23 protein-coding genes are annotated in these 23003 nt (G+C 64.4%); 13 read left to right on the top strand and 10 right to left on the bottom strand.

Translation table 11 applies throughout. The features are described 5' to 3' along the window. Positions 1 to 17: 17 nt before the first annotated feature. The 5 genes from O4220_RS26655 (at position 18) to O4220_RS27975 (ending at position 5964) form a co-directional block, all read left to right on the top strand. Positions 18 to 578 (top strand): TlpA family protein disulfide reductase, encoded by a 561-nt coding sequence (locus O4220_RS26655; protein WP_269608593.1) that lies wholly within the window; start codon positions 18 to 20, stop codon positions 576 to 578. Then, a complete protein-coding gene (locus tag O4220_RS26650; protein ID WP_269608559.1) occupies positions 575 to 1393 on the top strand; it encodes a cytochrome c biogenesis CcdA family protein in 819 nt (272 codons plus the stop codon). Before O4220_RS26655 ends, O4220_RS26650 begins: the two co-directional genes overlap by 4 nt. After that, complete coding sequence (resB, locus tag O4220_RS26645; protein ID WP_269608558.1) at positions 1390 to 3009, top strand: cytochrome c biogenesis protein ResB; 1620 nt, start codon at positions 1390 to 1392, stop codon at positions 3007 to 3009. Before O4220_RS26650 ends, resB begins: the two co-directional genes overlap by 4 nt. 3 nt (positions 3010 to 3012) lie before the next feature. After that, on the top strand, positions 3013 to 3978 hold the full coding sequence (gene ccsB, locus O4220_RS26640) for a c-type cytochrome biogenesis protein CcsB (protein WP_269608555.1): 966 nt from the start codon (positions 3013 to 3015) through the stop codon (positions 3976 to 3978). Positions 3979 to 4089: 111 nt separating this feature from the next. After that, the gene (locus O4220_RS27975) at positions 4090 to 5964 is read left to right on the top strand and encodes an AAA family ATPase (RefSeq protein WP_269608554.1); all 1875 of its coding nucleotides are present in this window, start codon (positions 4090 to 4092) and stop codon (positions 5962 to 5964) included. 14 nt (positions 5965 to 5978) lie between these two features. Here the strand turns inward: O4220_RS27975 and O4220_RS26630 are convergent, their stop codons facing one another. Both O4220_RS26630 and O4220_RS26625 read right to left on the bottom strand, forming a co-directional pair. After that, on the bottom strand, positions 5979 to 6176 hold the full coding sequence (locus tag O4220_RS26630) for a hypothetical protein (RefSeq protein ID WP_269608553.1): 198 nt from the start codon (positions 6174 to 6176) through the stop codon (positions 5979 to 5981). Positions 6177 to 6308: 132 nt separating this feature from the next. Beyond that, positions 6309 to 6524, bottom strand: coding sequence for a BldC family transcriptional regulator (locus O4220_RS26625; protein WP_037187021.1), 216 nt, complete (start codon positions 6522 to 6524; stop codon positions 6309 to 6311). 210 nt (positions 6525 to 6734) lie between these two features. On the opposite strand from O4220_RS26625, the gene O4220_RS26620 reads away from it, so the two are divergent. Continuing rightward, complete coding sequence (locus tag O4220_RS26620; protein ID WP_420030471.1) at positions 6735 to 7076, top strand: DUF4229 domain-containing protein; 342 nt, start codon at positions 6735 to 6737, stop codon at positions 7074 to 7076. After that, the gene (locus tag O4220_RS26615) at positions 7073 to 8155 is read left to right on the top strand and encodes a PLP-dependent cysteine synthase family protein (protein ID WP_269608552.1); all 1083 of its coding nucleotides are present in this window, start codon (positions 7073 to 7075) and stop codon (positions 8153 to 8155) included. Before O4220_RS26620 ends, O4220_RS26615 begins: the two co-directional genes overlap by 4 nt. An 18-nt stretch (positions 8156 to 8173) precedes the next feature. Here the strand turns inward: O4220_RS26615 and O4220_RS26610 are convergent, their stop codons facing one another. Genes O4220_RS26610 through O4220_RS26595 form a run of 4 tightly spaced genes read right to left on the bottom strand, consistent with a single transcriptional unit; the run spans position 8174 to position 13349 of the window. Then, a complete protein-coding gene (locus O4220_RS26610) occupies positions 8174 to 8485 on the bottom strand; it encodes a hypothetical protein (protein WP_269608551.1) in 312 nt (103 codons plus the stop codon). A 5-nt stretch (positions 8486 to 8490) separates the two neighbouring features. Continuing rightward, positions 8491 to 10950 carry an aminopeptidase N gene (gene pepN, locus O4220_RS26605; RefSeq protein WP_269608550.1) on the bottom strand — a complete coding sequence of 820 codons (2460 nt, stop codon included), beginning with the start codon at positions 10948 to 10950 and terminating at the stop codon, positions 8491 to 8493. Positions 10951 to 10975: 25 nt separating this feature from the next. Further along, positions 10976 to 12343 carry an HNH endonuclease signature motif containing protein gene (locus O4220_RS26600; protein ID WP_269608549.1) on the bottom strand — a complete coding sequence of 456 codons (1368 nt, stop codon included), beginning with the start codon at positions 12341 to 12343 and terminating at the stop codon, positions 10976 to 10978. Position 12344: 1 nt separating this feature from the next. Continuing rightward, complete coding sequence (locus O4220_RS26595) at positions 12345 to 13349, bottom strand: NAD(P)/FAD-dependent oxidoreductase (protein ID WP_269608548.1); 1005 nt, start codon at positions 13347 to 13349, stop codon at positions 12345 to 12347. Between the two features lie 77 nt (positions 13350 to 13426). Here O4220_RS26595 and O4220_RS26590 point away from each other — a divergent pair, with 77 nt between their 5' ends. From O4220_RS26590 to O4220_RS26570, 5 genes are all read left to right on the top strand, one after another. Continuing rightward, positions 13427 to 13927 carry a MarR family winged helix-turn-helix transcriptional regulator gene (locus O4220_RS26590; protein WP_269608546.1) on the top strand — a complete coding sequence of 167 codons (501 nt, stop codon included), beginning with the start codon at positions 13427 to 13429 and terminating at the stop codon, positions 13925 to 13927. Positions 13928 to 13996: 69 nt separating this feature from the next. Continuing rightward, complete coding sequence (locus O4220_RS26585; protein ID WP_269608545.1) at positions 13997 to 14338, top strand: nitroreductase/quinone reductase family protein; 342 nt, start codon at positions 13997 to 13999, stop codon at positions 14336 to 14338. A 94-nt stretch (positions 14339 to 14432) separates the two neighbouring features. Continuing rightward, on the top strand, positions 14433 to 14648 hold the full coding sequence (locus O4220_RS26580; protein ID WP_269608544.1) for a helix-turn-helix domain-containing protein: 216 nt from the start codon (positions 14433 to 14435) through the stop codon (positions 14646 to 14648). A 6-nt stretch (positions 14649 to 14654) separates the two neighbouring features. Continuing rightward, on the top strand, positions 14655 to 15167 hold the full coding sequence (locus O4220_RS26575; RefSeq protein ID WP_269608543.1) for a Clp protease N-terminal domain-containing protein: 513 nt from the start codon (positions 14655 to 14657) through the stop codon (positions 15165 to 15167). Between the two features lie 32 nt (positions 15168 to 15199). Beyond that, positions 15200 to 15580 carry a phage holin family protein gene (locus tag O4220_RS26570; RefSeq protein WP_032380413.1) on the top strand — a complete coding sequence of 127 codons (381 nt, stop codon included), beginning with the start codon at positions 15200 to 15202 and terminating at the stop codon, positions 15578 to 15580. An 11-nt stretch (positions 15581 to 15591) separates the two neighbouring features. Here the strand turns inward: O4220_RS26570 and O4220_RS26565 are convergent, their stop codons facing one another. Continuing rightward, on the bottom strand, positions 15592 to 16461 hold the full coding sequence (locus tag O4220_RS26565; RefSeq protein ID WP_269608542.1) for a 1,4-dihydroxy-2-naphthoate polyprenyltransferase: 870 nt from the start codon (positions 16459 to 16461) through the stop codon (positions 15592 to 15594). A 47-nt stretch (positions 16462 to 16508) separates the two neighbouring features. Next, positions 16509 to 17840 carry an Hsp70 family protein gene (locus tag O4220_RS26560; RefSeq protein WP_269608541.1) on the bottom strand — a complete coding sequence of 444 codons (1332 nt, stop codon included), beginning with the start codon at positions 17838 to 17840 and terminating at the stop codon, positions 16509 to 16511. An 88-nt stretch (positions 17841 to 17928) separates the two neighbouring features. Between O4220_RS26560 and O4220_RS26555 the strand changes: the two genes are divergently transcribed. Then, a complete protein-coding gene (locus tag O4220_RS26555; protein WP_269608540.1) occupies positions 17929 to 21189 on the top strand; it encodes a BTAD domain-containing putative transcriptional regulator in 3261 nt (1086 codons plus the stop codon). Here the strand turns inward: O4220_RS26555 and O4220_RS26550 are convergent. After that, a complete protein-coding gene (locus tag O4220_RS26550) occupies positions 21186 to 22019 on the bottom strand; it encodes an ABC transporter permease (RefSeq protein WP_269608539.1) in 834 nt (277 codons plus the stop codon). The genes O4220_RS26555 and O4220_RS26550 overlap by 4 nt on opposite strands. Next, the gene (locus O4220_RS26545) at positions 22016 to 22969 is read right to left on the bottom strand and encodes an ATP-binding cassette domain-containing protein (RefSeq protein ID WP_269608538.1); all 954 of its coding nucleotides are present in this window, start codon (positions 22967 to 22969) and stop codon (positions 22016 to 22018) included. The genes O4220_RS26550 and O4220_RS26545 overlap by 4 nt, the downstream gene beginning before the upstream one ends. Positions 22970 to 23003: the final 34 nt, after the last annotated feature.

The following is a 23003-nucleotide window of genomic DNA, read 5'->3' as shown; positions in this document are numbered from 1 at the left end:
TGATCGCAATTGCCGCGATGGCCCTCGTCGCCGGCTGTTCGACCGGCACCGACGCGGTTGCTCAGGGCGGCACCTTCCAGTTCGTGTCACCGGGCGGCAAGACCGATATCTTCTACGATCCGCCGTCCGACCGTGGTGCGCTCGGCGAACTGTCCGGACCCGACCTGATGACCGAGGGCAAGACGACATCGTTGTCGGACTACGACGGTGACGTCGTCGTCCTCAACGTCTGGGGCCAGTGGTGCGGTCCATGCCGCGGTGAAGCCGACGATCTCGAGAAGGTCTACGAGGCCACCAAGACCTCCGGCGTCGAATTCCTCGGCATCAACGTGCGCGACGAATCGCAAACCGCCGCACAGGATTTCGTCGTCAGCAACAACGTCACCTACTCCTCGATCTACGACCCGCCGATGCGAACGCTCAATGCGCTCGGTGGCGTCCCCACCTCCGTCATCCCGACGACCATCGTGCTCGACCGACAGCACCGCGTCGCCGCAGTGTTCCTGCGTGAACTGCTCGCCGAGGACCTGCAGCCCGTCGTAGAACGGATAGCAGCCGAGGAGCCAGTGCAACAGTGAACGAGATCTACCTTGCCGGGGTCGGCGCGAGTTTCCAGGAAGCCGCGGCCTCCGGGCCGCTGATCCTGGCTCTCGGAGCCTGCGTACTGGCCGGTCTCGTCTCTTTCGCGTCGCCGTGCGTCGTACCGCTGGTGCCGGGCTATCTGTCGTATCTCGCCGGAGTCGTCGGCGCGGACACCCCGGCCGTCAGCGCCGACGAGGCCGCCGTCAAGACCGAGGTGCGCAGCGGCCGAGTGCGCGTGGCCGGAGCAGCGGGCCTGTTCGTACTCGGCTTCACCGTGGTGTTCGTCCTCGCCACCGCGTCGGTGTTCGGGGCAATATCGGTGCTGGCGATCAACCGTGAGCTGCTCATGCGCATCGGCGGCGTCGTCACCATCGCCATGGGTCTGGTGTTCGTCGGACTGATCCCCGCGCTGCAGCGCGATGTGCGGTTCGAGCCCAAGCAGATCGGTTCACTGGCAGGCGCTCCACTGCTCGGAGGCGTGTTCGCACTCGGCTGGACCCCGTGCCTCGGGCCCACACTCGCAGGCGTCATCTCGCTCGCCGCCGGCACCGACGGTGCGACGGCAGCGCGCGGCGTCACCCTCATCGTGGCCTATTGCCTCGGCCTCGGGCTGCCGTTCGTGATCCTCGCGTTCGGTTCGGTCAGCGCGCTGCGAGGCGTCGGCTGGCTACGTACACACGCACGACAGATACAGGTGTTCGGCGGAATCATGTTGATAGCGGTAGGAATTGCACTGGTCACCGGTGCCTGGGATCAGTTCGTCGGCTGGGTACGCGACGCCTTCGTCTCCGATGTGGTGTTGCCGATATGACCGCCGATACCGAAGAGCGCACCGAAGCGTCGCCGCCTCACAAGCAGTCGGTGCTGGGCAGGGGAGTGGCCCTGATTCGCAACACCTGGCGCGGTCTGACCAGCATGCGCACCGCTCTGGTGCTGCTGTTCCTGCTGGCGTTCGCTGCGGTGCCCGGTGCCCTGGTGCCGCAGCGCAGCCTCAACGCAGGCAAGGTCGATCAATACATCGCCGACCGGCCGACCCTCGGCCCGATCATGGACAAGTTCGAGCTGTTCGACGTCTTCGGCAGCTTCTGGTTCACCGCGATCTACGCACTGTTGTTCGTCTCGTTGATCGGCTGCATCCTGCCGCGGTGCATCGAGCATGCAAAGCAGTTGCGTACCAAGCCTGTTCGCGCCCCGCGCAACCTCTCGCGGCTGCCGCACCACAGTCGCTACGACGTCGACGGCACACCCGAGGACATTGCCGGGCAGGTGCGTGCTCAGCTGCGCGGCTGGCGCGTCGCCCAGCGAACCGAGGACGGCGGAGCGGTGACGCTCTCTGCGGAGAAGGGATACGTCCGCGAACTCGGCAACCTCGTGTTCCACCTCTCCCTCGTCGGACTGTTGGCCGCGATCGCCATGGGCAAACTGCTCGGCTACGAGGGCAACCGCATCGTGATCGCCGACGACGGCCCCGGGTTCTGCACCTCGACCCCCGCGAACTACGACTCGTTCCGCGCAGGCAACCTCGTCGACGGCACCGACCTCGAGCCACTGTGCTTGCGGGTCAAGGACTTTCAGGCCGACTACTTGGACAACGGCCAGGCCGAGATGTTCACCTCCAACATCGAATACCAGGCCGGCGACGACCTGACGAACAATGTGTGGCGCGACGATCAGCTCCAGGTCAACCACCCGCTGCGTGTCGCAGGAGACCGCGTCTACCTGCAGGGCCACGGCTACGCGCCGACCTTCACCGTGACGTTCCCGAACGGTGAGACCCGTACCGACACCATCCAGTGGCAACCGACGGACGCCACGACCTTCCTGTCCAGTGGCGTGCTGCGCGTGGACCCGCCCGGCGGCCTTTACACCGACCCCCTGGACCGCCGGAAGAACCAGATCGCCATCGAAGGACTGTTCGCCCCGACGGCGTCGTTCCACGGCAGCCTGCTGTCGTCGAGCTTCCCCGCGATGAACGACCCCGCCGTCGCCGTCGACATCTACAAGGGCGATACCGGCCTCGACACCGGACTACCGCAGTCCATCTTCTCGCTCGATCAGGAAATGATCGCCCAGGGTCGGTTGGTCAAGCAGGACCGCGTCAACCTGATGCCGGGAGAATCCGCGACGCTGAGCGACGGCACCGTCGTCACGTTCGACGGGGCGAAGGAGTTCGTCAATCTCCAGGTCTCCCACGACCCCGCCCAGACCTGGGTGCTCGTCTTCGCACTCACGATGATGGGCGGACTGCTCGTCTCACTGGTGATCAAGCGTCGCAGAATCTGGGTCCGGCTCACCGCCGACGCCCAGGCACGACGTACTGTAGTAGACCTCGGCGGACTTGCACGCACCGATCAGGCAGGGTGGGGCGAAGAGTTCGACCGCCTGTGCACCCGCCTGCTCGGCGACACCTCGAAACAGGAGAACTGACCGATGCCGATCAACGAGACCCTCTCGCAGTACAGCGATTGGTCGTTCGAATCAGCGTTCACCATTTACGTGCTCGCATTCGTTCTGCTCATCGCTCAGTACGCGTCAGCCAAGGCTACGGCTGCTCAGGCCAAGGAACTCGTCGGTGCAGGCGCCCCGGTGGTCGAGACCCGGCCGGGTCGCGTCACCGAAGCACCGAAACGCCCGCTCTCCGATCGCCTGGCAGGCATGGGCTTCGCATTGCTTGCGCCGGCCCTCATCCTGCACATCACCGCGGTGGTGCTGCGCGGGTTCGCCACGCACCGCTTCCCTCTCGGCAACATGTACGAGTTCGTCACCATGGCCACCGCAGCCGCGGCCCTGACGTCCGTCGTCGCCCTGCGCAAGAAGACGATGCGTCCGATGCTGGTGTTCGTTCTCGCACCGATCATCGTGCTGATGTTCTTCGCCGCCACCAAGCTCTACGCCGACGCCGCCCCGGTTGTCCCGGCACTGCGGTCCTACTGGCTGCCCATTCACGTCACCATCGTCAGCGTCGGCAGCGGCATCCTGCTGGTCTCCGGCGTCGCGTCCCTGCTGTTCCTGCTGCGCATCAAGCAGCCCCTCGGCGAGGAAAGCGTTGGTTTTTGGGGCACATTCGCATCCAAGCTGCCCGACGCCCAGGCCCTTGACCGACTCGCATACAAGACGACCATCGTCGCCTTCCCGCTCTTCGGAGCAGGCGTCATCCTCGGTGCGATCTGGGCCGAGGCCGCATGGGGACGCTTCTGGGGCTGGGACCCCAAGGAAACGATGTCCTTCATCACCTGGATCATCTACGCCGCCTACCTGCACGCCCGCGCCACCTCCGGCTGGCGCAACACCCGCGCCGCGTGGATCAACGTCGCCGGATTCACCGCCATGCTGTTCAACCTCTTCATCATCAACATGGTGGTTTCAGGCCTGCACAGCTATGCGGGCCTGAACTAGCACTCGGCCGCTGCGCAGGCCGCTCAGCTGGTAGCGTCCGATCCGGCTCGATGGGGGAGACATCCGAGCCGGATCGAAGGATGTAGGACGCGAACTGGGGGGAAATCGGTCATGGCCGATCGGCACGAGAACAATTGGCAACCTGTCCGACCGTTGGACGACGACCTGCCGGACGACCGAGCGGCGGAGCCCGAGGTGAACCCCGAGCCGAAAACCGCCCCGCCCGCGGCCGCAGTCGAAACCACACCTGTATCCGACGAGAAACCCGCGATTCAACGGAAACCGTTTCGCTCGACCCCCATCACCATGCCGCCCGAGAGCGTCGACAACCCACCGGTAGCGCCACACGATGCCGAGCCCTCGCCTACTCCGCCGCCGGTCACCGCGGAATCTGCGGTTGTGTCGAAAGATCCTTCCGAGCCGACCGACATCGGGGGTGAAGCAGAGAGCGGGACAGATGCTGCGGCCGACGGATCTGATGCGGTAGCGGATTCCGGCGCGGCCGTGAGTTCCGATGAGGTGGCATTGCTGGTCGATGAGGTGGACAAGACCACCGAGAGCGGGACGTCGACGGAGCTGCCGAAGACTCCAGTAGCGTCACCTGAGCAGGCGAATGCTGCGCTGCAGAGCACCGTGGCCCCACCGCCCGAGGCGAAGCCGATCGAGAGTCCGCCGGTGTCATCGGGGCCACCGCCCTCTCAGCAGTGGATGCCGCAGAATTATGGGGCACCGCAGAACAACTGGGGACCGCAGAACAATTGGGCACCGCAGAACAATTGGGCACAGCAGCAGGGTCAGGTTGTGCAACAGGGGCCGATGGTGCAGGGCCAGGGCGTGCCGCAGGGGCAGGGCGCGCCGCAGGGGCAAAGGAATCCGCAGAACCAGTGGCCAGGTCCGGCCGGTCAGTGGCCCCAACTTCCGCATCCGCATCCCGTCGCACCGTTCCATCCCCAGCAGCACGGCGCCGTCGACGCGCAGGTTCTGGTTCCTCAGGCAGTGGCGGTCGGTCAGAGCCTGCCGGGTGATCGGCCGACGGTGCAGCCGGTCTCCTCGCGCGATCTCGGCAACTCGTTGCTCGTTCGATCGGCGAATGTGGCACCGGTTTCCGGGTGGCGGCGGGCGCTGTACGTGATGTCCGGAGGCCGCATCGATGTCGGTAACAGCGCCGCTCAGCAGCGTCGGCTCGAGCTGACCGCACAGGTGGATCGGACGCTCGTGGGGTGTTATCGCGTCGCGGTGCTCTCATTGAAAGGCGGTGTCGGTAAGACGACCACCACCGCGACGCTTGGGTCGACGTTCGCCGACATCCGAGGTGATCGAGTGATCGCGATCGATGCGAACCCCGACCGCGGAACACTGGGGCAGAAGGTTCCCTGCGAAACAACTGCAACCGTTCGAAACTTGTTGCGTGACATCGATTCTCTGGATCGCTACAGCGACGTCCGTGCCTACACGTCGCAGAATGCCAACCGATTGGAGGTGTTGGCGTCCGACTCGGATCCGGCGGCGTCGGAGGCGTTCAGTGGCGAAGACTACGACCGTGCCGTCGACATGTTGGAGAAGTTCTACAGCATCGTGATCACGGATTGTGGAACCGGTTTGATGCATTCGGCCATGGAGAGCATTCTCGAAGGCACCGATACCCTCGTGGTCGTCAGCTCGGCGTCGGTGGACGGTGCGCGAAGCGCATCGGCGACGTTGGACTGGCTCGATGCTCACGGGTATCGCGCGTTGGTGGCCACGTCGGTGGCCGTGGTCAACGGCGTTCGGCCCAGAGCGGGAAAAGTCGACTTGCAGAAGGTCATCGAGCACTTCGAGCAACGATGCGCCCACGTACGGACGATTCCGTTCGATCCGCATCTCGAGGAAGGTGCTGAGATCGAGCTGGATCGTCTGCGTGGACGTACCCGCACGGCGCTGCTGGAAGTGGCGGCAGCGGTAGCGGCCGGATTCCCGGACTCGCCCACCGCTTCTCGCCCCAATTGAAAGCTGCCGGACCCTTACTCGGTCGGTTCGGTGCCGGCCTCGGTTCCGTCTTTTCCGCCGCGGCGAGCTTCACGGTTGATTCGCCACAGAAAATCGGGATCGTCATCGGGTCCGACCGTGCGGGTCGGTTCTGCGCCTGCGCTGGGACCGAAAGCCTTCCAGAACAGAACCACAACTGCCACCAAGCCGATCAACGCCAATAGATAAATCACGACGCACCTCCTACTACGAGGGTAGCCGCGATGCAACACCCTCCGCACCCGTCGAGCATCGAAGATTCCTGAGAATGTTCGATGAGTTCGTACGGGTGCGGATTTTGCGCGTACTTCGGTACCGCGTCCGAATCAGTGGTGGGCGCCGGCTTCGGTCGTCAGAGAGGTCAGCAGCTGCATGACCTCGGTCTCACGGAATCGACGGTGTCCGCCGGGAGTGCGGAGCGATCCGAGGCGTCCGGCGTGGGCCCAGCGAGTCACGGTCTTGGGGTCGACGTGAAAAAGCGCGGCTACCTGACCCGGCGTGAGCAGTGAGTCCTGAGCCTTGTGGAATGTGGGTGCGCTCATCTGTCGTGTCCTCCTACGATGCGGTTCGGTGCATTTGCGTCGAACCGGAGATATCGGTCTGCTGCGTTCGGAACCCATGGTTGCACTCGAACCCCTAGGTACTCGACTGATACAAGGTTGGTAAAGGGGAGGTAATGGACAAATCGGTCACCGAAGGGGTGGGTCGGAATGCCCGGCGAGCCCGGTAACCTGGAGGCCGTGAGTGACGCGATGAATGCCGACAGCAGCGAACCGACCAGCGGAAATGCCGTTCGAGGTAGGTCGGCCAAGAAGTCCCTCGCCATGAACCTCGGCGTCTACACCTTCGCGCGACTGGCCCTTGTCATCGTGATCGCGGCAGTCATCGTCGGCGTCGGTTTACTGTTCGGCGTGGAGGTGCCGGTACTCGTCGCCGCGATTTTCGCAGTCCTGATCTCATTGCCGCTGTCGCTGCTCCTGTTCAAGAAGCTGCGGATCCGCGTCAACGAATCCATCGCAGCAGTCGACGAGGACCGGCGCACCGCGCGTGCGGACCTGCAGTCGAAACTGCGCGGGGACGACGGCAAGAAATGACAGCATCGGTCGATCACTCGGGATCACGGACCTGGGTCGACAATGCCGTCCGGCTGATCGAGGCCGATTCGCAGCGCAGCGCCGACACGCACCTGTTGCGTTACCCCCTTCCGGCGGCGTGGGGGATTTCGCTCTATCTCAAAGACGAGTCCACGCATATCACCGGTAGCTTGAAGCATCGGCTGGCCAGGTCGCTGTTCCTCTACGCGATCTGCAACGGGTGGGTCACCGAGCGTACGACGGTGATCGAGGCATCGTCGGGCTCCACGGCCGTCAGTGAGGCGTATTTCGCTCGACTGCTGGGCCTGAAGTTCGTCGCAGTGATGCCGCGGAGTACCAGCCCGGCCAAGGTCGCGCTTATCGAGTCCCATGGTGGGAGTTGTCATTTCGTCGATCGGCCGGGCGAGATGTACACCGAGGCGCACAGGCTCGCGGCCGAACCCGACTCCCACTACATGGACCAGTTCACCCATGCCGAGCGAGCTACCGATTGGCGCGGAAACAACAACATCGCCGAGTCGATCTTCGACCAACTCCGGCTAGAGGAATGTCCCATTCCGGACTGGGTGGTGGTGGGCGCGGGGACCGGTGGAACCAGCGCCACAATCGGTCGATACATCCGATACCGCAGGCACGCAACGCAACTGGCTGTGGTAGACCCAGAGAATTCCGCGTTCATCGGTGGCTACGAGACCGGCGACGCAGGATTCGAGACCGGCTTGTCCTCCCGCATCGAGGGCATCGGACGACCGCGCGTCGAGCCGTCGTTCGTCGGCCAGGTGATCGACCGAATGATCGCTGTTCCCGATGCCGCGTCCGTCGCCGCTGCGAGATTCACCTCGGAGGCAATCGGAAAGCGGGTTGGTGGATCGACGGGCACCAACATCTGGGGAGCCTTCGGATTGATCGCGGAGATGATCGCCGCAGGCCGACGCGGCAGCGTGGTGACGTTGCTGTGTGACGGTGGAGATCGGTACTCGCAGACGTACTTCGACGACACCTGGGTCGCGGACCAGGGCATGAATCTCGAAGAACCGACCGCCGCTCTCGAAGAATTCATTCGTACCGGGGCGTTCTGACCGGGTACCTGAGCCGACCTACCTGCTGACGACCAAAGACGCCACCGCCGTTGCAGCGGCGACCGCTCCGACAGCCGGCCACGCACCGATCTTCTTCGCAAGCGGGTGAGATGCGCCGAACGCGACGAGGTAGGTCCCGAGCAGCGCACCGGCGCGAGCCGAGCCCGAGGATTTCTGCCACTGCGCTGTACACGCCACGCCGACTGCCGCAAGGACTGCTCCGCCGAGTTGCCGATTGCCCGATTGCCGGGCCACAGCGAAGCCGCCGACCAAGCCACCGGCGGCCAGGGCGGACGTGGCGATCGAGCGTCGAGCATCGTGGTCAGGCATGTTCGTCACCCTATCCGGGCCTGGACGCGCAGACTCCGGGCCAGGTGGTCTCGCTGCTCGATCACCAAGCGCCGTAGCGCAGCCGGTGCCCACTCGTGGTCGGCGAGCCACGCGTCTGCGGTGTCGGTCGAAGACTGCTGCGGAAAGAGCCGAACGACGATTCGCCGTGCGATCTCGATGCTGCGTGAGGTCCACAACGACGAGATGGACTCGAAGTATCGTTCGTCGTAGGGCGCAGTCAGGTCCGGTCGGTGACCCGCCCCGAAGCCGGTGATGAAGGCGTCGAGCACATCGTTGGAGATGTCCTCGCGTTCGGTTACAGCGGCCCACGCCCTCGCCTTGACCGCGGCGTCGGGTATTGCCGTCGACGCCGCGGTATGAGCGGTACGCCCCGACAAGGTGTCGTCCGAGGCCAGCTCGCCGTCGAGGTCGTCGGCAGTCGCGTGGCCGGTGGCGGCGAGTGCCAGCCAGAATGCCCAGCGGAGATCAGGATCGAGTCGCAGCCCCGCGATGGTGAGAGTTCCATCGAGCAGCGAGCGCAGATCCTCCGCCAGGAGGTCGTCCAGCTGCGCAGTCGATGCGACCGCACGCGCCCACACCAACTGTGCGTCGCTCCCGGGTTCGCTCGACTGCAGCTGCACCCACGACGCATTCAGCCATTGCCGGGTGGGTTCGTCCCGTCGATCGTCGGGAAGATAGTGCCCGAGTGTGAATGCCACGTTGGTCGTCACCGCGGAGAGGAGGCCGATCTTGGGCTCGTTGGCTGCAAATCTCGTTGCGACATCGATGTATTCGCGCGCAGAGAGCTCGGCGTCCCGGGTGGAATTCCACAGCGCAGACCACACGAGCCCTCGCGCGAGAGGGTCGACGATGCGATCGAGGTGGGCCCGCACAGTGGCGGTGGAGCGCTCGTCGAATCGGATCTTGGCGTAGGTCAGATCGTCGTCGTTGAGCAGAACCAGTGCGGCATCTTCGAAGTCGACCGGTGTTCGCGCTTCTGTGATGTCGAGTTCCCGGCGGTGGGTTCTCGTCAGATTCCCGTCCTCGTTCAGGTCGTAGAGTCCAACGGCGATGCGGTGCGGACGCGGATCGGTCTGCTCGATGGCATCACCCGTATAGGACAGTGTGGACACGCCGGTGGTCTGCAGCCACGCGGCCGCCCAGGTGTCGAGATCGCGTCCGCTGGCGGTGGACATCTCGCTCAACAAGTCTGTCAGAGTCGTGTTACCGAAGGCATGGGTGCGAAAGTAGTTGCGGGAGGACGCAAAGAAGGCCTCGGCGCCGACGAATGCCCCCAATTGCTTGAGCACGCTCGCGCCCTTGGCGTAAGTGATCCCGTCGAAGTTGAGCTTGGCGGCCTCGAGATCGGTGATGTCGGCAACGATCGGATGAGTGGTGGGGAGTTGATCCTGCAGATACGCCCACGCTTTTCGGCGGTTCGCGAAACTGACCCAGGCATCGGTGAATCGAGTGGCCTCGGCCGATGCGTACGCACCCATGTAGTCCGCGAACGACTCCTTGAGCCACAGATCGTCCCACCACTGCATCGTGACGAGGTCGCCGAACCACATGTGTGCCATCTCGTGCAAGATCGTGTTGGCACGAGCCTCGTACTGCGCTTCGGTTGCCGCCGAACGGAATACGTACGATTCGGTGAACGTGACGAGCCCGGGGTTCTCCATCGCACCGAGGTTGTACTCGGGTACGAAGATCTGGTCGTACTTACCGAACGGGTACGGATAGTCGAACTTCTCGTGGAAGAAGTCCAGGCCTTGCTTCGTGATGTCGAAGATGTCCTCGGCGTCGAAATACTCGGCGAGGGAGGCTCGGCAATATGCGCCGAGAGGAACAGTCAGTTCGCCTCGCGTCCGTGATGATTCGACGCCATGATACGGACCGGCCGCAACCGCGGTGATGTAGGTCGATATGGGGAGGGTCGGGGCGAACGTAGTGACTGTGTCATCGGTGACCCCCGCGCGGTTGGACAAGACTGTCCACGCCGATGGCGCCGTCACCGTCAGCGTGAACGAGGCCTTGAGATCCGGTTGCTCGAAGTTTGCGAACACCCGTCGAGCATCGGCCGGCTCGTATTGGGTGTAGAGGTACACGCTCTCGTCTACGGGGTCGACGAAGCGGTGCAGTCCTTCCCCCGACCTGCTGTATCGCCCGCGTGCACGTATCCGAACGATGTTGTGCTCGGTGAGTCCGACCAGTTGGATGCGAGCGCCGTCGTAATCGACCTGAGTGTCGGTGCCGTTGACGGTGACCTCGTCGACAGCGGCACCGATGAAGTCGACCCACGTCGCCGCAGTGGTGGCGTCGAATTCGATGGTCGTGACCGTCTCGAATGTATCGACATCCATGTCCTCTGCCCGCAGGAGATCCAGATGGACGAGGTACTTCACCCCGCCGATGTGCCGCGATCGCCTGCGAGTTTCGGTCCGGGTCAGATTTGCGGTGCTCACCGAACCAACCCTAGGTGATTCCTTTTCACAGGGCGGGCGGGGTGAAGTAGTGATTTCCGAGTGGATCGACGATATGCAGGACTCCTTCCGGGAGTAGTTCGGTGCGCCACAATTTCCGCGTTTTGAGGTTGTGGTGGAGCCGACAGCGCGGACCGATGTTCGTGAGAATCGTCCAGCCGCCTTTTTCGGGTTGTTGTCGGTCGAATTCGACGATGTGGTCCAGGTCGCATCGTTCCGAAGGCACGTTGCAGCCAGGATGGAGGCAGTACGGGTGTTCGGCACGAACTCGCGCCGCGAGAGCTCGACTGGGCGTGTAGCTCAGTGCGCCCGGAGGCGGCAGTTTCATGCCCCCGTGGCCGTCGGGATACACGGCGTGGACGCCGATGGGGTCGTGCCCGACGACGGCACGCCACCGTTCGATCAGCGTTCCTCCGCCCGGCCGCGATCGAGGCACTGTATCGGGCGGCGGTGTGTCGGGCACCGGTGTTCCTGGCGCAGGTGGCGGTGCGGCCGGTGGCATCGGATCCGAAGCGGAAGTCGAACTGTCGCTGGATGTTTCATCGGTTGCCTCGACATTCGTGTCCGAGGGCTCGGTTGTCTCCGGACTCGGACCGCCGATGTCGGGGGACTCGTGGGTATCAGCGGCCTCCGGATCCGTCACATCATCGCGAGACGCCTGGCACGTCGGGCACTCGCACTGCAGTGCCTCGCCGCGCATCAACGCAGTCTGGGCGTCGCCTCGCCGTTGGTCGTCCGAACGCGGATCCTCCGGGTGGAGGCGCGTGACCTCTGCATCGATCCGCGAAAGCTGGTCGTCGGCTTCGCCGTCGGTCATCAGTGTGGTCAGGCTGGAGAGTCCCCGTGCCCGGCGACGAAGGCGGATCCGCTTCTCGGTACGCGCGGCATGCTTGCGCACCGCGCGGTCCCAGTTGGCGTCGGCCTCGATGAGCAGTCGGTCGATCTCGCGCCCCAGAGCGCCCGGGGCCATCTCTCCGGCGGCCTTGAGGATTTCGACTTCGAGCGAGACGACCGTCTCCGGCCGGGCATGAAGCAGATGATCGTGGATCGTCCTGACTCGCTCCAGGTCGAGCGCACCGTCGATGAAAGCCCGACGCACGAGTGGGCGCAGTTGACGCCACATCTGCAGCTTGTTGTTCACGGCGGCAAAGGTGGACGACAGTGCCGCGGCCAGTTCGCAGATTGCCGAGCTGTACAGATCTTTCTCGGTCACCCCGGTGTCCCACGGTGATGCGCATGCCGTTCGATTCCGGACATATCGGTCCATGAGGTCAAGTTCCGACGCGACGGCAGCGTTGATCGCCCCACGCGCGCCCAGAACATCAGCGAGCGCCGAATGATCGTCCGTCGTCCACGCTGCTTTTCGTAGACCCATGTCACCCCCCAGCGACCGGAGATCGAACACGTATTCGACCTCGTTGCCACAAGCGTAAACCAGGGCACCGACACATTCCTCGGCCCTGGTGGAAGGCCCTCAGAGCGCGCTGACGGCCCGATTCACATCGAGTTCGAGGAGGTAGCGATTGATGGCGATCGCTGCCTTCGATCCTGCTGCCGCCGAATTGATCAGCTGGGCGGGAGAATCCGAGACGCCCTGCAGTCCACAGGCCGTCGACACTGGTGAGCCCGGTCGGGTCGGTAGCTACCCACCCGTTGTCGAGGCGGGAGCACCCGATAGGAGTCAGGAGCGTGTCGTTCGGGACGAACGTCGGGCCGACGAACACCACTGTTCGAGGAACGACTGTCCCGTCGGACAGCTCGATGCCGACGACGCAACCATCTCGCACGACGACTCGGGCAACGGGCGCGTCGACGATGTCGACGGAGCGAGCGTCGAGTCGGAGGCGTTCGCCCTCGCTCAGTTCGATGCCGTTGGTGAAGAAGACGACGTCCTCCGACCATTGCCGAATCAACGAAGCCTGATGGACCGTGAACGGTCGGTTGGATCCGCCGACAACGGCGATGGGCTGATCCTGTACCTCGTAGCCGTGGCAGTACGGGCAGTGCAGAACTCCCGAACCCCACTGCTCCCGGACACCGGGGATGTCGGGTAGTTCGTCGCGAAGCCCGGTGGCCACCAATACCGATCGCGAATTCAGGACCGTGCCATCACCGAGGTGGATCTCGACGCCGTTCTCGATTCGAGTTACGTTGCCCTGCAGAACATCTCCCCCATACCGAAGAACCTCCTGGCGTCCGGCCTCGCGCAAGTCCCCAGGTGCGGAACCGTCGCGGGAGAGAAAGTTGTGAACATGGTCGGCGGGAGCGTTGCGCGGCTCTCCGGCGTCGACGACGATCACGCGCCGGCGGGCCCGCGCCAAAAGTGTTGCGGCACTGAGCCCAGCGGGTCCACCTCCCACGACCACGGTGTCGTATGTCAAGAGAGCTCCTCGAAGTCGATGGGCTAAAGTCCGAACGTAACAGAACTGTCAACTGGTTAACAAAATTGGTGGTGCCGATGACCGATGCCTCGCTTCGTGAGCTGACCTGCGCGCGGTGGGCCGAGTTCAATCCAGAACTCGACACGTCGCCGATGCAGGTGGTGGCCCAGATCAAACGGATCGTCGCGCTGCTGGATCTGGCCGTCGAGCCGATATACGCCGCCGCCGATGTCTCCGTCGCCGAGGTGGAGTTGATGGTGCCCCTGCGTTATGCAGTCGAGCAGGTGACAGCGGTGCGGTTGGCGGAGTTGCTCGGCATGACCCGCGCCGGGGTGAGCAAGGCACTCGCCAAACTCGAACGCCGCGGTTTCATCGAGCGCCGTACCAACACGGAAGATCGACGGTCTGCTTCGATCACGTTGACCGAGACGGGGAAAAGTGTTGTGGACGACGTCTTTCCCCGCGAGCTCGCGGCTCACGGGCGACTGTTCGACGCATTGGGCGCTCGTCGTGAGCGAGTCCTCGAGGCCTTGTCCATCCTCGCCGAGTCGATGGAGGTCGGTCTGTCGTCGCAGTGAGCGCCCCGTCGACCTGCACGAGGGCTACGCTCGCGAGCAGGTGCGGGAGCGAGCTCGGAGGAGCGCACGATGAACACATTTCAGAAATCGGCGGCAGCGTTCAACAGGGTTTTCATGGTCGCGATGAAGGCGCCGGTGCTCGACAGGGTGCTCGGACGGTCGATGGGCATCCTGACCTACACCGGCCGGAAGTCCGGCAAGAAGATTTCACTACCGCTGGCTATCAGCCGGAAAGGTGATCACCTGAAAGTCAGGGTGGCGATGCCGGACAAGAAGAGCTGGTGGCGAAACTTCACGAACGATGGCGGTCGAGTCGACGTCGACCTCGGGGGCGTTCGGTACACAGGCCTCGCGACGGCCACCCGCGACGAGCGCGGGCGGGTGTCGGTCGACATCGCCGTGGATCGCTGAGCGCCGCCCGAACCCTGCCCGGAGTGCTGGATCCGAACACCTTCTTGTCAATCAAGGTTGACAACAATCGGTCCGTCAACCTACATTGACAACCATGACCGAAGCCACTGCACTTGCAGCCGCAGCCGCCAGTCCCGATCCGGGGGAGGGGCTGCGTGCGGTAGCGGCTCTTCGTCGGTTGCTCGAGCGGCTGGAAGCCGTTCAGGTTCGCACCGCCCGCAGTCAAGGATGGTCCTGGCAGGCGATAGCCGATTCGCTGGGAGTCAGCAGACAGGCGGTCCACAAGAAGCATGGCGGAAAGGGAAGGTAGACAATCATGTTCGAACGATTCACCACGTCCGCCAGAGCAGTCGTCCTGGGAGCACAGGGACAAGCGCGGGCACTGCACTCACCGCGTATCGAGCCAACCCATCTGTTCCTCGGTGCGCTCGCGGTTGCCGAAGAGCCGCTGAAGAACGCGCTCGCCGAGGCCGGATTCACCGTCGACGGAGTACTCGAGGATGCCCAGTCCCAGGACGCGCGTGCGCTGCGTTCACTCGGGATCGACCTGGACGCCGTCCTGACGACCGTCGACGCCGCCCTGGGTCCGCACGCCGTCGACGGGGCGCAGACGGACGGCCTGAATCGCATACCGTTCGGGCCATCGGCCAAGGAGGTATTGAAGCTGTCGCTGAAGGAAGCCGTCGAACGACACGATCGCAAGATCGGCGTCGAACATGTTCTTCTCGGTTTGGTTCGAGGTGCCGATCCATGGTTCACCGAACTGGTGCAGCGGCATTGTTCGCTCGGCGAGCTACGGTCGACGGTCCTGCTCGTCCGGACGCCGTAGCCGCCCATCGCTGCGAACCCTACGATGGCGCCATGAACTTTCTGATTCGGCTCGTGATCAACGCTGTTGCCATTTGGGTCGCCAAGGAATTCGTCGACGGGATCACCGTCACCAGTTCGGGCCGCGGTGACGGGTGGGACATCGTGGTGCTGCTCGGTATCGCAGCCGTGCTGACGATCGTCAACGCGTTCATCAAGCCGATGGTGAAGCTGCTGTCGCTGCCGTTGTTGATTCTGACTCTCGGACTGTTCACTCTCGTGATCAATGCGCTGATGCTGCTGTTGACGGGCTGGTTGTCGTCGCAGACCGGCTACGGCCTCGAGATCGTCGGATTCGCCGCTGCGTTCTGGGGCGCGATCATCATCTCGATCGTGAACTTCCTGCTCGGCGCGTTCGTGCCCGACAAGCGTTAGGCGAACAAGCGTTAGGCGAACGCCAACGCAACTCCGGTACTCGCTCCCCAGACGAGCATCGCCAAGCCCGAATCGCGCAGTGCGGGAATCAATTCGAACCCGTGCGCACCCTTTCGTACCGGGGAGTTCGCGCGAGCAGCGAAGGGGAGTGCCAGTAGGCCGACCAGTGCCCACGGAGTTCGGGCAATCAGCACCACCGTCATCGCGAACGGCACCACCAGCAGTGCGAGATGCAGGTAGCGAGTACGGGTGTCACCCAATCGCACTGCAAGCGTGAGCTTCCCGGACTCGGTATCGGTGGGGATGTCCCGTAGGTTGTTGGCGACGAGTACTGCGCTCGAGAACGACCCGACGGCTACCGCGGCCAACACTCCGGCCCAGTCTATCTGCTCGGCTTGCACGAACTGGGTGCCGAGAACTGCGACGAGTCCGAAGAACACGAACACGGCTATCTCGCCGAATCCGCTGTAGCCGTACGGCTTCGAGCCACCGGTGTAGTACCAGGCACCGGCTATGCAGACCAGACCTACGATGACCAACCACCAGGCGCTGGTCACGGCCAGTGCCAGACCGGCCACAGCACCGACGGCGAAGCAGCCGATGGCGGCTTTTTTGACAGCGCCTGCGGAGGCCGCCTTGGAGCCGACCAGTCGCAAGGGCCCGACACGATCGTCATCGGTGCCGCGGATTCCGTCCGAGTAATCGTTGGCGAAATTGACGCCGACGATCAGGGCCAACGACACGACCAACGCCAACAGCGCCTTCCACCACACCCCGGCGTCCAGTGACACGGCTGCACCGGTACCGACGAGTACGGGAGCGATCGCGTTCGGGAGTGTGCGCGGTCGCGCACCTTCGATCCATTGTGCAGTGGTGGCCATGAGCGACGATCCTTCCGTATCCGTCCGGCGGACGAGAACGCGGCCGGTCAGAACGGCAGGCGCGGTAACACCGGCAGTGGGATGACAGGCATCTGGACGCCGGGAATCTGTGGCAGCGGCACCGTCGGTGCCGGCGCAGGTGCCGGTGGGTAGTAGTGCGGTTGGTACTCGACATAGGGGGCCGGATCGGCAGCAGGCGGCGGTGCGGAGGTCGTCGTCGGGGGAGGCGGCGGGACGTCGGGCGTGGGTGTCGAGGTCGAGGTCGTCGTGGTGCCGGCCGCAGGCGACGTGGTCTGCGAGACGCGCTCGCCCACGCTGGCCGGGGTACTCAGCGGTTGGTCTCCCTCGCTGGACCCGATGGACGTGAACAGCCCGATGGCGGCGATGACGCCGACGATCGGCAGCGCGATCATTCCCAGCCGCGCCAATGCCGGTCGGTGTGAGACGAGGGGCGGCACGTGGGCCGCGTCCACGCGGGTGGCGTGGACAGCCGCTCCACCGGCAACCACCAGTTCCGGCCGTTCCGGGACGATGACCGGCAGTTGCAGAAAGCGTTCCAGGGTGGCCCGGACCAGCGGAACATTGGACGTTCCACCGATGGCGACGACGGCGTCGGGATAGAACTCGGCTTCGAGACCGAGTTGTCGTACCGTCGCGGCGGCCTGCTCGGTGGAGCGCGCAATGGACAACTCGAAGATGTGCCGCTCGAGGAGGACGTGCTCGCCGTCGGGTGTGCTGGTGGTCTGGTGCGTGGACAGCGCTTCCTTGATTCCGCGGCAGAAGGCCGTCAGCGCACTCTCCTCGTCGGGAGTCTGTGGCGATCGCACGATGCCCAGACCGAGGATGTGCTCGCGGACGACGGCGTCGAAGGCGCTACCGCTGATGGCGGTGGTGCGCGTCGATCCGTAGGAGCGGCCGGATTCGACGTCCACGATGTCGATGCCGACCCCTGTGTCTCCGGCATCGAACAGTGCGATCGTTCGGTGGTGTGACGGCAGTCCGGGCCGCAGGTATTCCAGGGCCGCGCCGGTTTCGTCGATGAGGTGCACGTCGGAGACGTATTCCTCGGCCAGGGCTGCGGCAATGTGCGCCCGTTCGGCAGGGGTGCGGTGGGCGACACCGAGGGACTGCGGTGCGTCGGGCCGATCGACGATGCCGCGGACCACACGCGCGACGTCCTCGGCGGAGGGGGAGAGCTGCCAGTCGTCGAACGGGGTGCCGTCGGTCCAGGTGCCGTCTTCGGTGGTCCGGGCCGTGCGGATGCCGCACGTGCCCAGTGACACACCCACGGACGAACGCATCTCTTCTCCGGCCTCTCCGATTTCGATGACGGCGATCAGGTGTACGTTGCGCGCCCTCGAGACAGGCGACGGGGTCACTGTACCGTCTCACGGTTTGGTTAGGGTCTCAAAACAATCCAAACGTCAATTCGAAGGGTTCGGCCCCGCGGCCTACGATCTGAGGACAGTGCCCAACGACATCGCGTATCCCGAGACGACGCACCTCACAGCCGAACCTCCGGTGGTGGGGATTCTCGGCGTCGTGACGACCGTGATCGACGGCAGTTCCGTGCCGGTATCGGGTACACGTGCGCAGGCTCTGCTGGTGGCGTTGGCGTTGGATCCGGGGCGGGCGCGTTCCTCGCAGGTGCTCATCGAGGAGCTGTGGCCCGGCGAGCCTCCCCGATCGCCGAAGAATGCTCTGCAGACACAGATCTCTCGGCTGCGATCGGCGCTGCCCAGGGGCGCTCTCGAGAGCGGGCCCGGGGGATATCGGTTGGTTCTGAGTACCGAGGACACCGATCTCGGCCAGGCCCGTGCTCTGCTCCGTGGCGCGGAGGGTCACCTCGCTGAGGAGCACTTTCAGGATGCACTCGACCTGGTGGTCGAAGCCCTCGATCTGTGGCGCGGTGAGCCCATCGACTCCGTTCGGGTCGAGGCCGACAAGGTCGGCACGGCGCTGAAGTCCCTGCGGGTCGCGGCGCTCCTCGGTCTGAGAAGATTCGGCGACGCTCTGCCGCATGCGCAGGCCCGCGCGGCCGAAGACCCAGCCGACGAGCAGGCTGCCGCCGACCTCATGCGCGCACTGCACGGTGTCGGCCGACCCAACGACGCGCTGACGGTGTTCGCGGAATTGCGCAGCGATCTCGCCGAGCGGTTGGGAGCGGATCCCTCGCCCGCGACGACTGCACTGAATGCCGAAATTCTCGGCCACGACGCACCGAAGGTGCTGCAGACCATCGGTCTTCGTGCCGCGCCCAATGCCCTGATCGGTCGAGGCGACGACATCGATGCGATCGAGGAACTGCTGCGCACCTCTCGCGTCACCACCGTCCTGGGTCCTGGCGGCGCGGGCAAGACACGCATCGCGCATGCCCTGGGCCATCGAGCTGCCGATTCGATGCCGGTGGCGTTCGTGGAGTTGGCATCGCTGCGCAGTGGCGAGGACGTCGCCTCGGCGATCGGAGCCACCCTCGGATTGACCGAGGCGGATTTCACCGTCGGCAGTCTTCAGGTCGCCCGGGTGCACTCGATTCACGAGCGTCTGGTCGACGTCTTCTCGACCCGCCGAGGCTTGTTGATCCTCGACAACTGCGAGCACGTGATCGACGAGGTGGCGGCAGTTGTGGACGAGTTGGTGGCCGCAACGGATCTGGTGACGGTATTGGCGACCTCTCGTTCGCCGATGGGGTCGACGGCCGAATCGGTGTTTCCGCTGCCCTCGCTCGGCATTCTCGGCCCGAATTCGCCTGCAACAGAGCTCTTTTGCATCAGAGCTCGTGCTGTTCGCCCGTCTGTACGGCTCGAACCCGATGCGGTCGCGGCTCTGTGTCGCACTTTGGACGGCCTGCCCCTGGCTATCGAGTTGGCTGCAGCGCGAGTGAAGTCGATGAGTGTGGAGGACATCGGCAGTCGGTTGCACAAACGATTCGCGCTGCTGCGATCGACGGACCGAACCCGTCCGGAACGCCATCGAACCTTGCACGCGGTCATCGACTGGAGTTGGAATCTGCTCGACGCTACAGAGCGGGCAACTCTTCGGCGGCTCTGTCGTTTTCCTGCGGGCTTCGATCTCGACGCGGCGCGAACGGTGGCGGAATGGTCCGAGGTCGAGGATGTGTCGTTCGCGCTCGACGGTCTGGTGAACCAGTCCATGGTCACCGTTGCCGAGACTTCGACGGGCGTGCGCTACCACATGCTCGAGACCGTCCGCGAGTACGGCGAGGAGCAGTTGGACGCGAGTGGGGAGAAAGAGCAGGTTTCCCTACGCCTGCGTGCCTGGTCGACTGCGGTGTCGACGAGGATTTCCGCGGGCTATGCCGGTGGGCGTCCGGCCGAGATGGTTCTACTGCTCGAGGCGGAGCACGACAACCTGCTCTCCATGATGAGACATTCTTTCGCGCATGATGTTTCGGAGCACGTCTGCACTCTTTTCTCGGTACTGGGCTACTTCTGGGCCATGCGTGGCGCGCATTCCGAGGTGCTGAACTGGGCCGACAGGGTGCAGAGCAGTATCCGCCGCGGGATCGCCGAGACACCCGACGACAACGCCGTCATGTGCATGCTGGTTCTGGCGGCGCATTTCGCGTACGGACGACAACTGCGTCGGGTAGCGCGAGTCCGAGTCGATCTACGAAAACTGTTGCGCCACAGAACCGACATCTCACCGGGATTGCGGTTCAATGCCGAGGTACTCGTTCACCACATCGGGGGTCGGGGTTTGGCCCGAAAACTGGCTCTCGCCACTCGCTCCGAATTCGACGACGTTCGCTGCAACTCGTACGTCGTTCGCGCGATGCTGGCACAGAATTCGGGGCGATTGCACGAGTCGATTCGAGACGGTGAGCGCGCTCTCGCCATCGCGCGTAGTCGCGGTGATCTGTGGGCAGTGGGGTCCACCTCGCAGACACTTGCCAGCTCCTACGGCTTGGCAGGTGATCAAGCCACAGCCGCCGAGTACTATCGAACCTCCGCCGATGTCATGTGGGCGATGCATGCCTACGAGGAGAGCATGCAAACCCGAACCTTTCTGGCAATGGCCCTGATCGGCGCGGGTCGGGTGGACGAGGGGCGGGCGCTGGTGGAGGAATTGGCGTCGGGAGGTATGGCGCAGGACTGGAGTCCGGGCAATTCCGGTGACACCGCTGATCGGGGGCCTGCGCACGATTCCGGCGCTCGGTGGGATCGTGCGCAGCAGCAGTCTACGTCTGCGTCGCTGACTGCGGCACGGGCAGCGGCGGATGTGGAAGACGGTCACGTCGAACGAGGTTTGGCGCAATTTCGGGAAGCACTGGCCATCGGCGGCTGGCCGTCGCAGGACGCGAGTGATCCGTTCATGACGATTCTGGTGTGCGCGGCCGTCGGAGCGCATGTATTGCACGGTCGTGCGGTGGAGATGCGCGAAGCGGTGGGGGAGCTGGTGCGCACGCCGTGGAATGCGTTGGTGCCTGGCGGTTTCTACGATATTCCGATGCTCGGTGCTGTTGCGTGCGCAGTGGGTTCGTTCGAGGTGCAGTGCGGGGACCGCGAACGTGGAGTTCGGTTGCTGGCCGCGTCGGACCGGGCGGTGGGTCGCCAGGATTTTCCGTCGATGCGCATCGATCGGCATGTGGCCGCAGCCCGCGCGATTGTCGGTGACCCTACGGTCGACGCCGGTATCGCGCGGGCTGCTGGTATCACCAGACATGCTGCACTGCAAGAGATCTTGAGTTCGCTTCCCGTGTCCTAGGCCTTGCGCATGTACGACTTCACGGTCAGTGGGGCGAAGATGGCGACGATGACCACGGCTCCGACGAGTGAGTACACGACGTGAATACCGAAGTGCCCGTTGTTCGCCAGCTCTCGGACCGCCGTCACCAGGTGTGAGACGGGGTTGATGTCGGCAAACGCTCGCAGCCAGCTCGGCATCGTGGAGGTGTCGACGAAGGCGTTGGACAGGAACGTCAGCGGGAACAGCACCAGCATCGAGATGCCCTGCACCGAAGAGGCTTTGTTCATCACGGTGCCGAGGAGCGCAAAGATCCAGCTGATCGCCCAGGCGCAGAACATCACCAGCAGGACGGCTCCGACGAGGCCGAGTGCTCCACCTGCGGGGTGGTAGCCCATCGCGAACCCGGTGAGGAAACAGACGACCGCGGCGATCAGGTAGCGGATGACGTCGGCCATCAATGCTCCTGCAAGCGGCGAGATTCGGGCGATCGGCAGAGATCGGAATCGGTCGAAGACACCCTTGTCCATGTCTTCTCGCAGCTGTGTGCCGGTGACGACGGAACCGGTGATCACCGTTTGCACCAGGATTCCGGGCACGATCATCGGCAGGTAGGACGTGACGTCGCCGGCAACCGCACCGCCGAAGATGTAGCTGAACATCAGGGTGAAGATCACCGGTAGAAGCACCACGTCGGTGAGTTGTTCGGGGTTGTGTCGGAGCTTGAGCAGCCCGCGATATCCCATGGTGGCGGACTGGGCGGCGGTGCGGGCCAGGCCGATGTGTCGGACGACCGGACGGTCGGCGGGGTCGATGTACGTCGACGATTGCGGAGTGAGAGTGGTGGTCATGCTGCGTCCTCGTCTGCGCTCTTGCCGGTGAGGGTCAGGAAGACCTCGTCCAGGCTGGGTTTGGTGACGGTGATCTCGCTGACGTCGATGCCGAAGTCGCGCAGGCGAATCAAGATGTCGGGGGTCATCGATGTGTCGGTCATGGGTGCAGTCAGACGAGCGGACTCGGGGCTGACCGACACGTCGGTGCCCAGTTGCTTCGCAACCAAAGCTCGGGCGTCGTCGATCTGGTTTCGGTCCGTGAGAGTCAGTGACAGCGCGGAGGTGCCCACCGAGGACTTGAGCCCGTCGGCAGTGTCGTCGGCGATCACGCGGCCGTGATCGATGACGGCGATGCGATCGCACAGTTGGTCGGCCTCGTCGAGGTATTGAGTGGTCAGTAGAACGGTCGAGCCCGCCGCGACGAGCCGACGGATGGTGTCCCACATCTGGGCGCGGGTGCGGGGGTCGAGCCCGGTGGTCGGCTCGTCGAGGAACAGCAGCGGCGGTGCCGAGATCAGGCTCGCGGCCAGATCGAGGCGCCGCCGCATGCCACCGGAGAACAACTTCAACGGTCGCGACGCCGCGTCCGTCAACCCGAATTCCTCGAGGAGTTCGACGGCTTTGGCTTTGCTGTCGCGTCGACTCAGGCCGAGAAGCCGAGAGAAGATGACAAGATTCTCGGTTGCGGTGAGATCCTCGTCCACCGTTGCGTACTGGCCGGTGACGCCGACGAGCGACCGAACCGCGGTGGCGTCGGCGACGACGTCTCGGCCGAAAACTCGGGCCGAGCCGCCGTCGGGTCGAAGGAGGGTGGCGAGCATGCGGACCGTTGTGGTCTTGCCCGCGCCGTTGGGGCCGAGTACGCCGTAGACCGCCCCGGTGGGGACGATCAGACTGACGCCGTCGACCGCGCGTTGCTTGCCGAACGTCTTGACGAGGCCGTCGGCCTCGATAGCTGGTGTGGTCATGGGGACAACGATCGCCCCGACCGCTTGCACGACG

Origin of the sequence: Rhodococcus ruber, assembly GCF_027270735.1 — a bacterium.
Taxonomy (GTDB): Bacteria; Actinomycetota; Actinomycetes; order Mycobacteriales; family Mycobacteriaceae; genus Rhodococcoides; species Rhodococcoides rubrum_A.
Note: the sequence above shows the minus strand (reverse complement) of the source record. Positions and strands in the feature narration are given on the sequence as shown.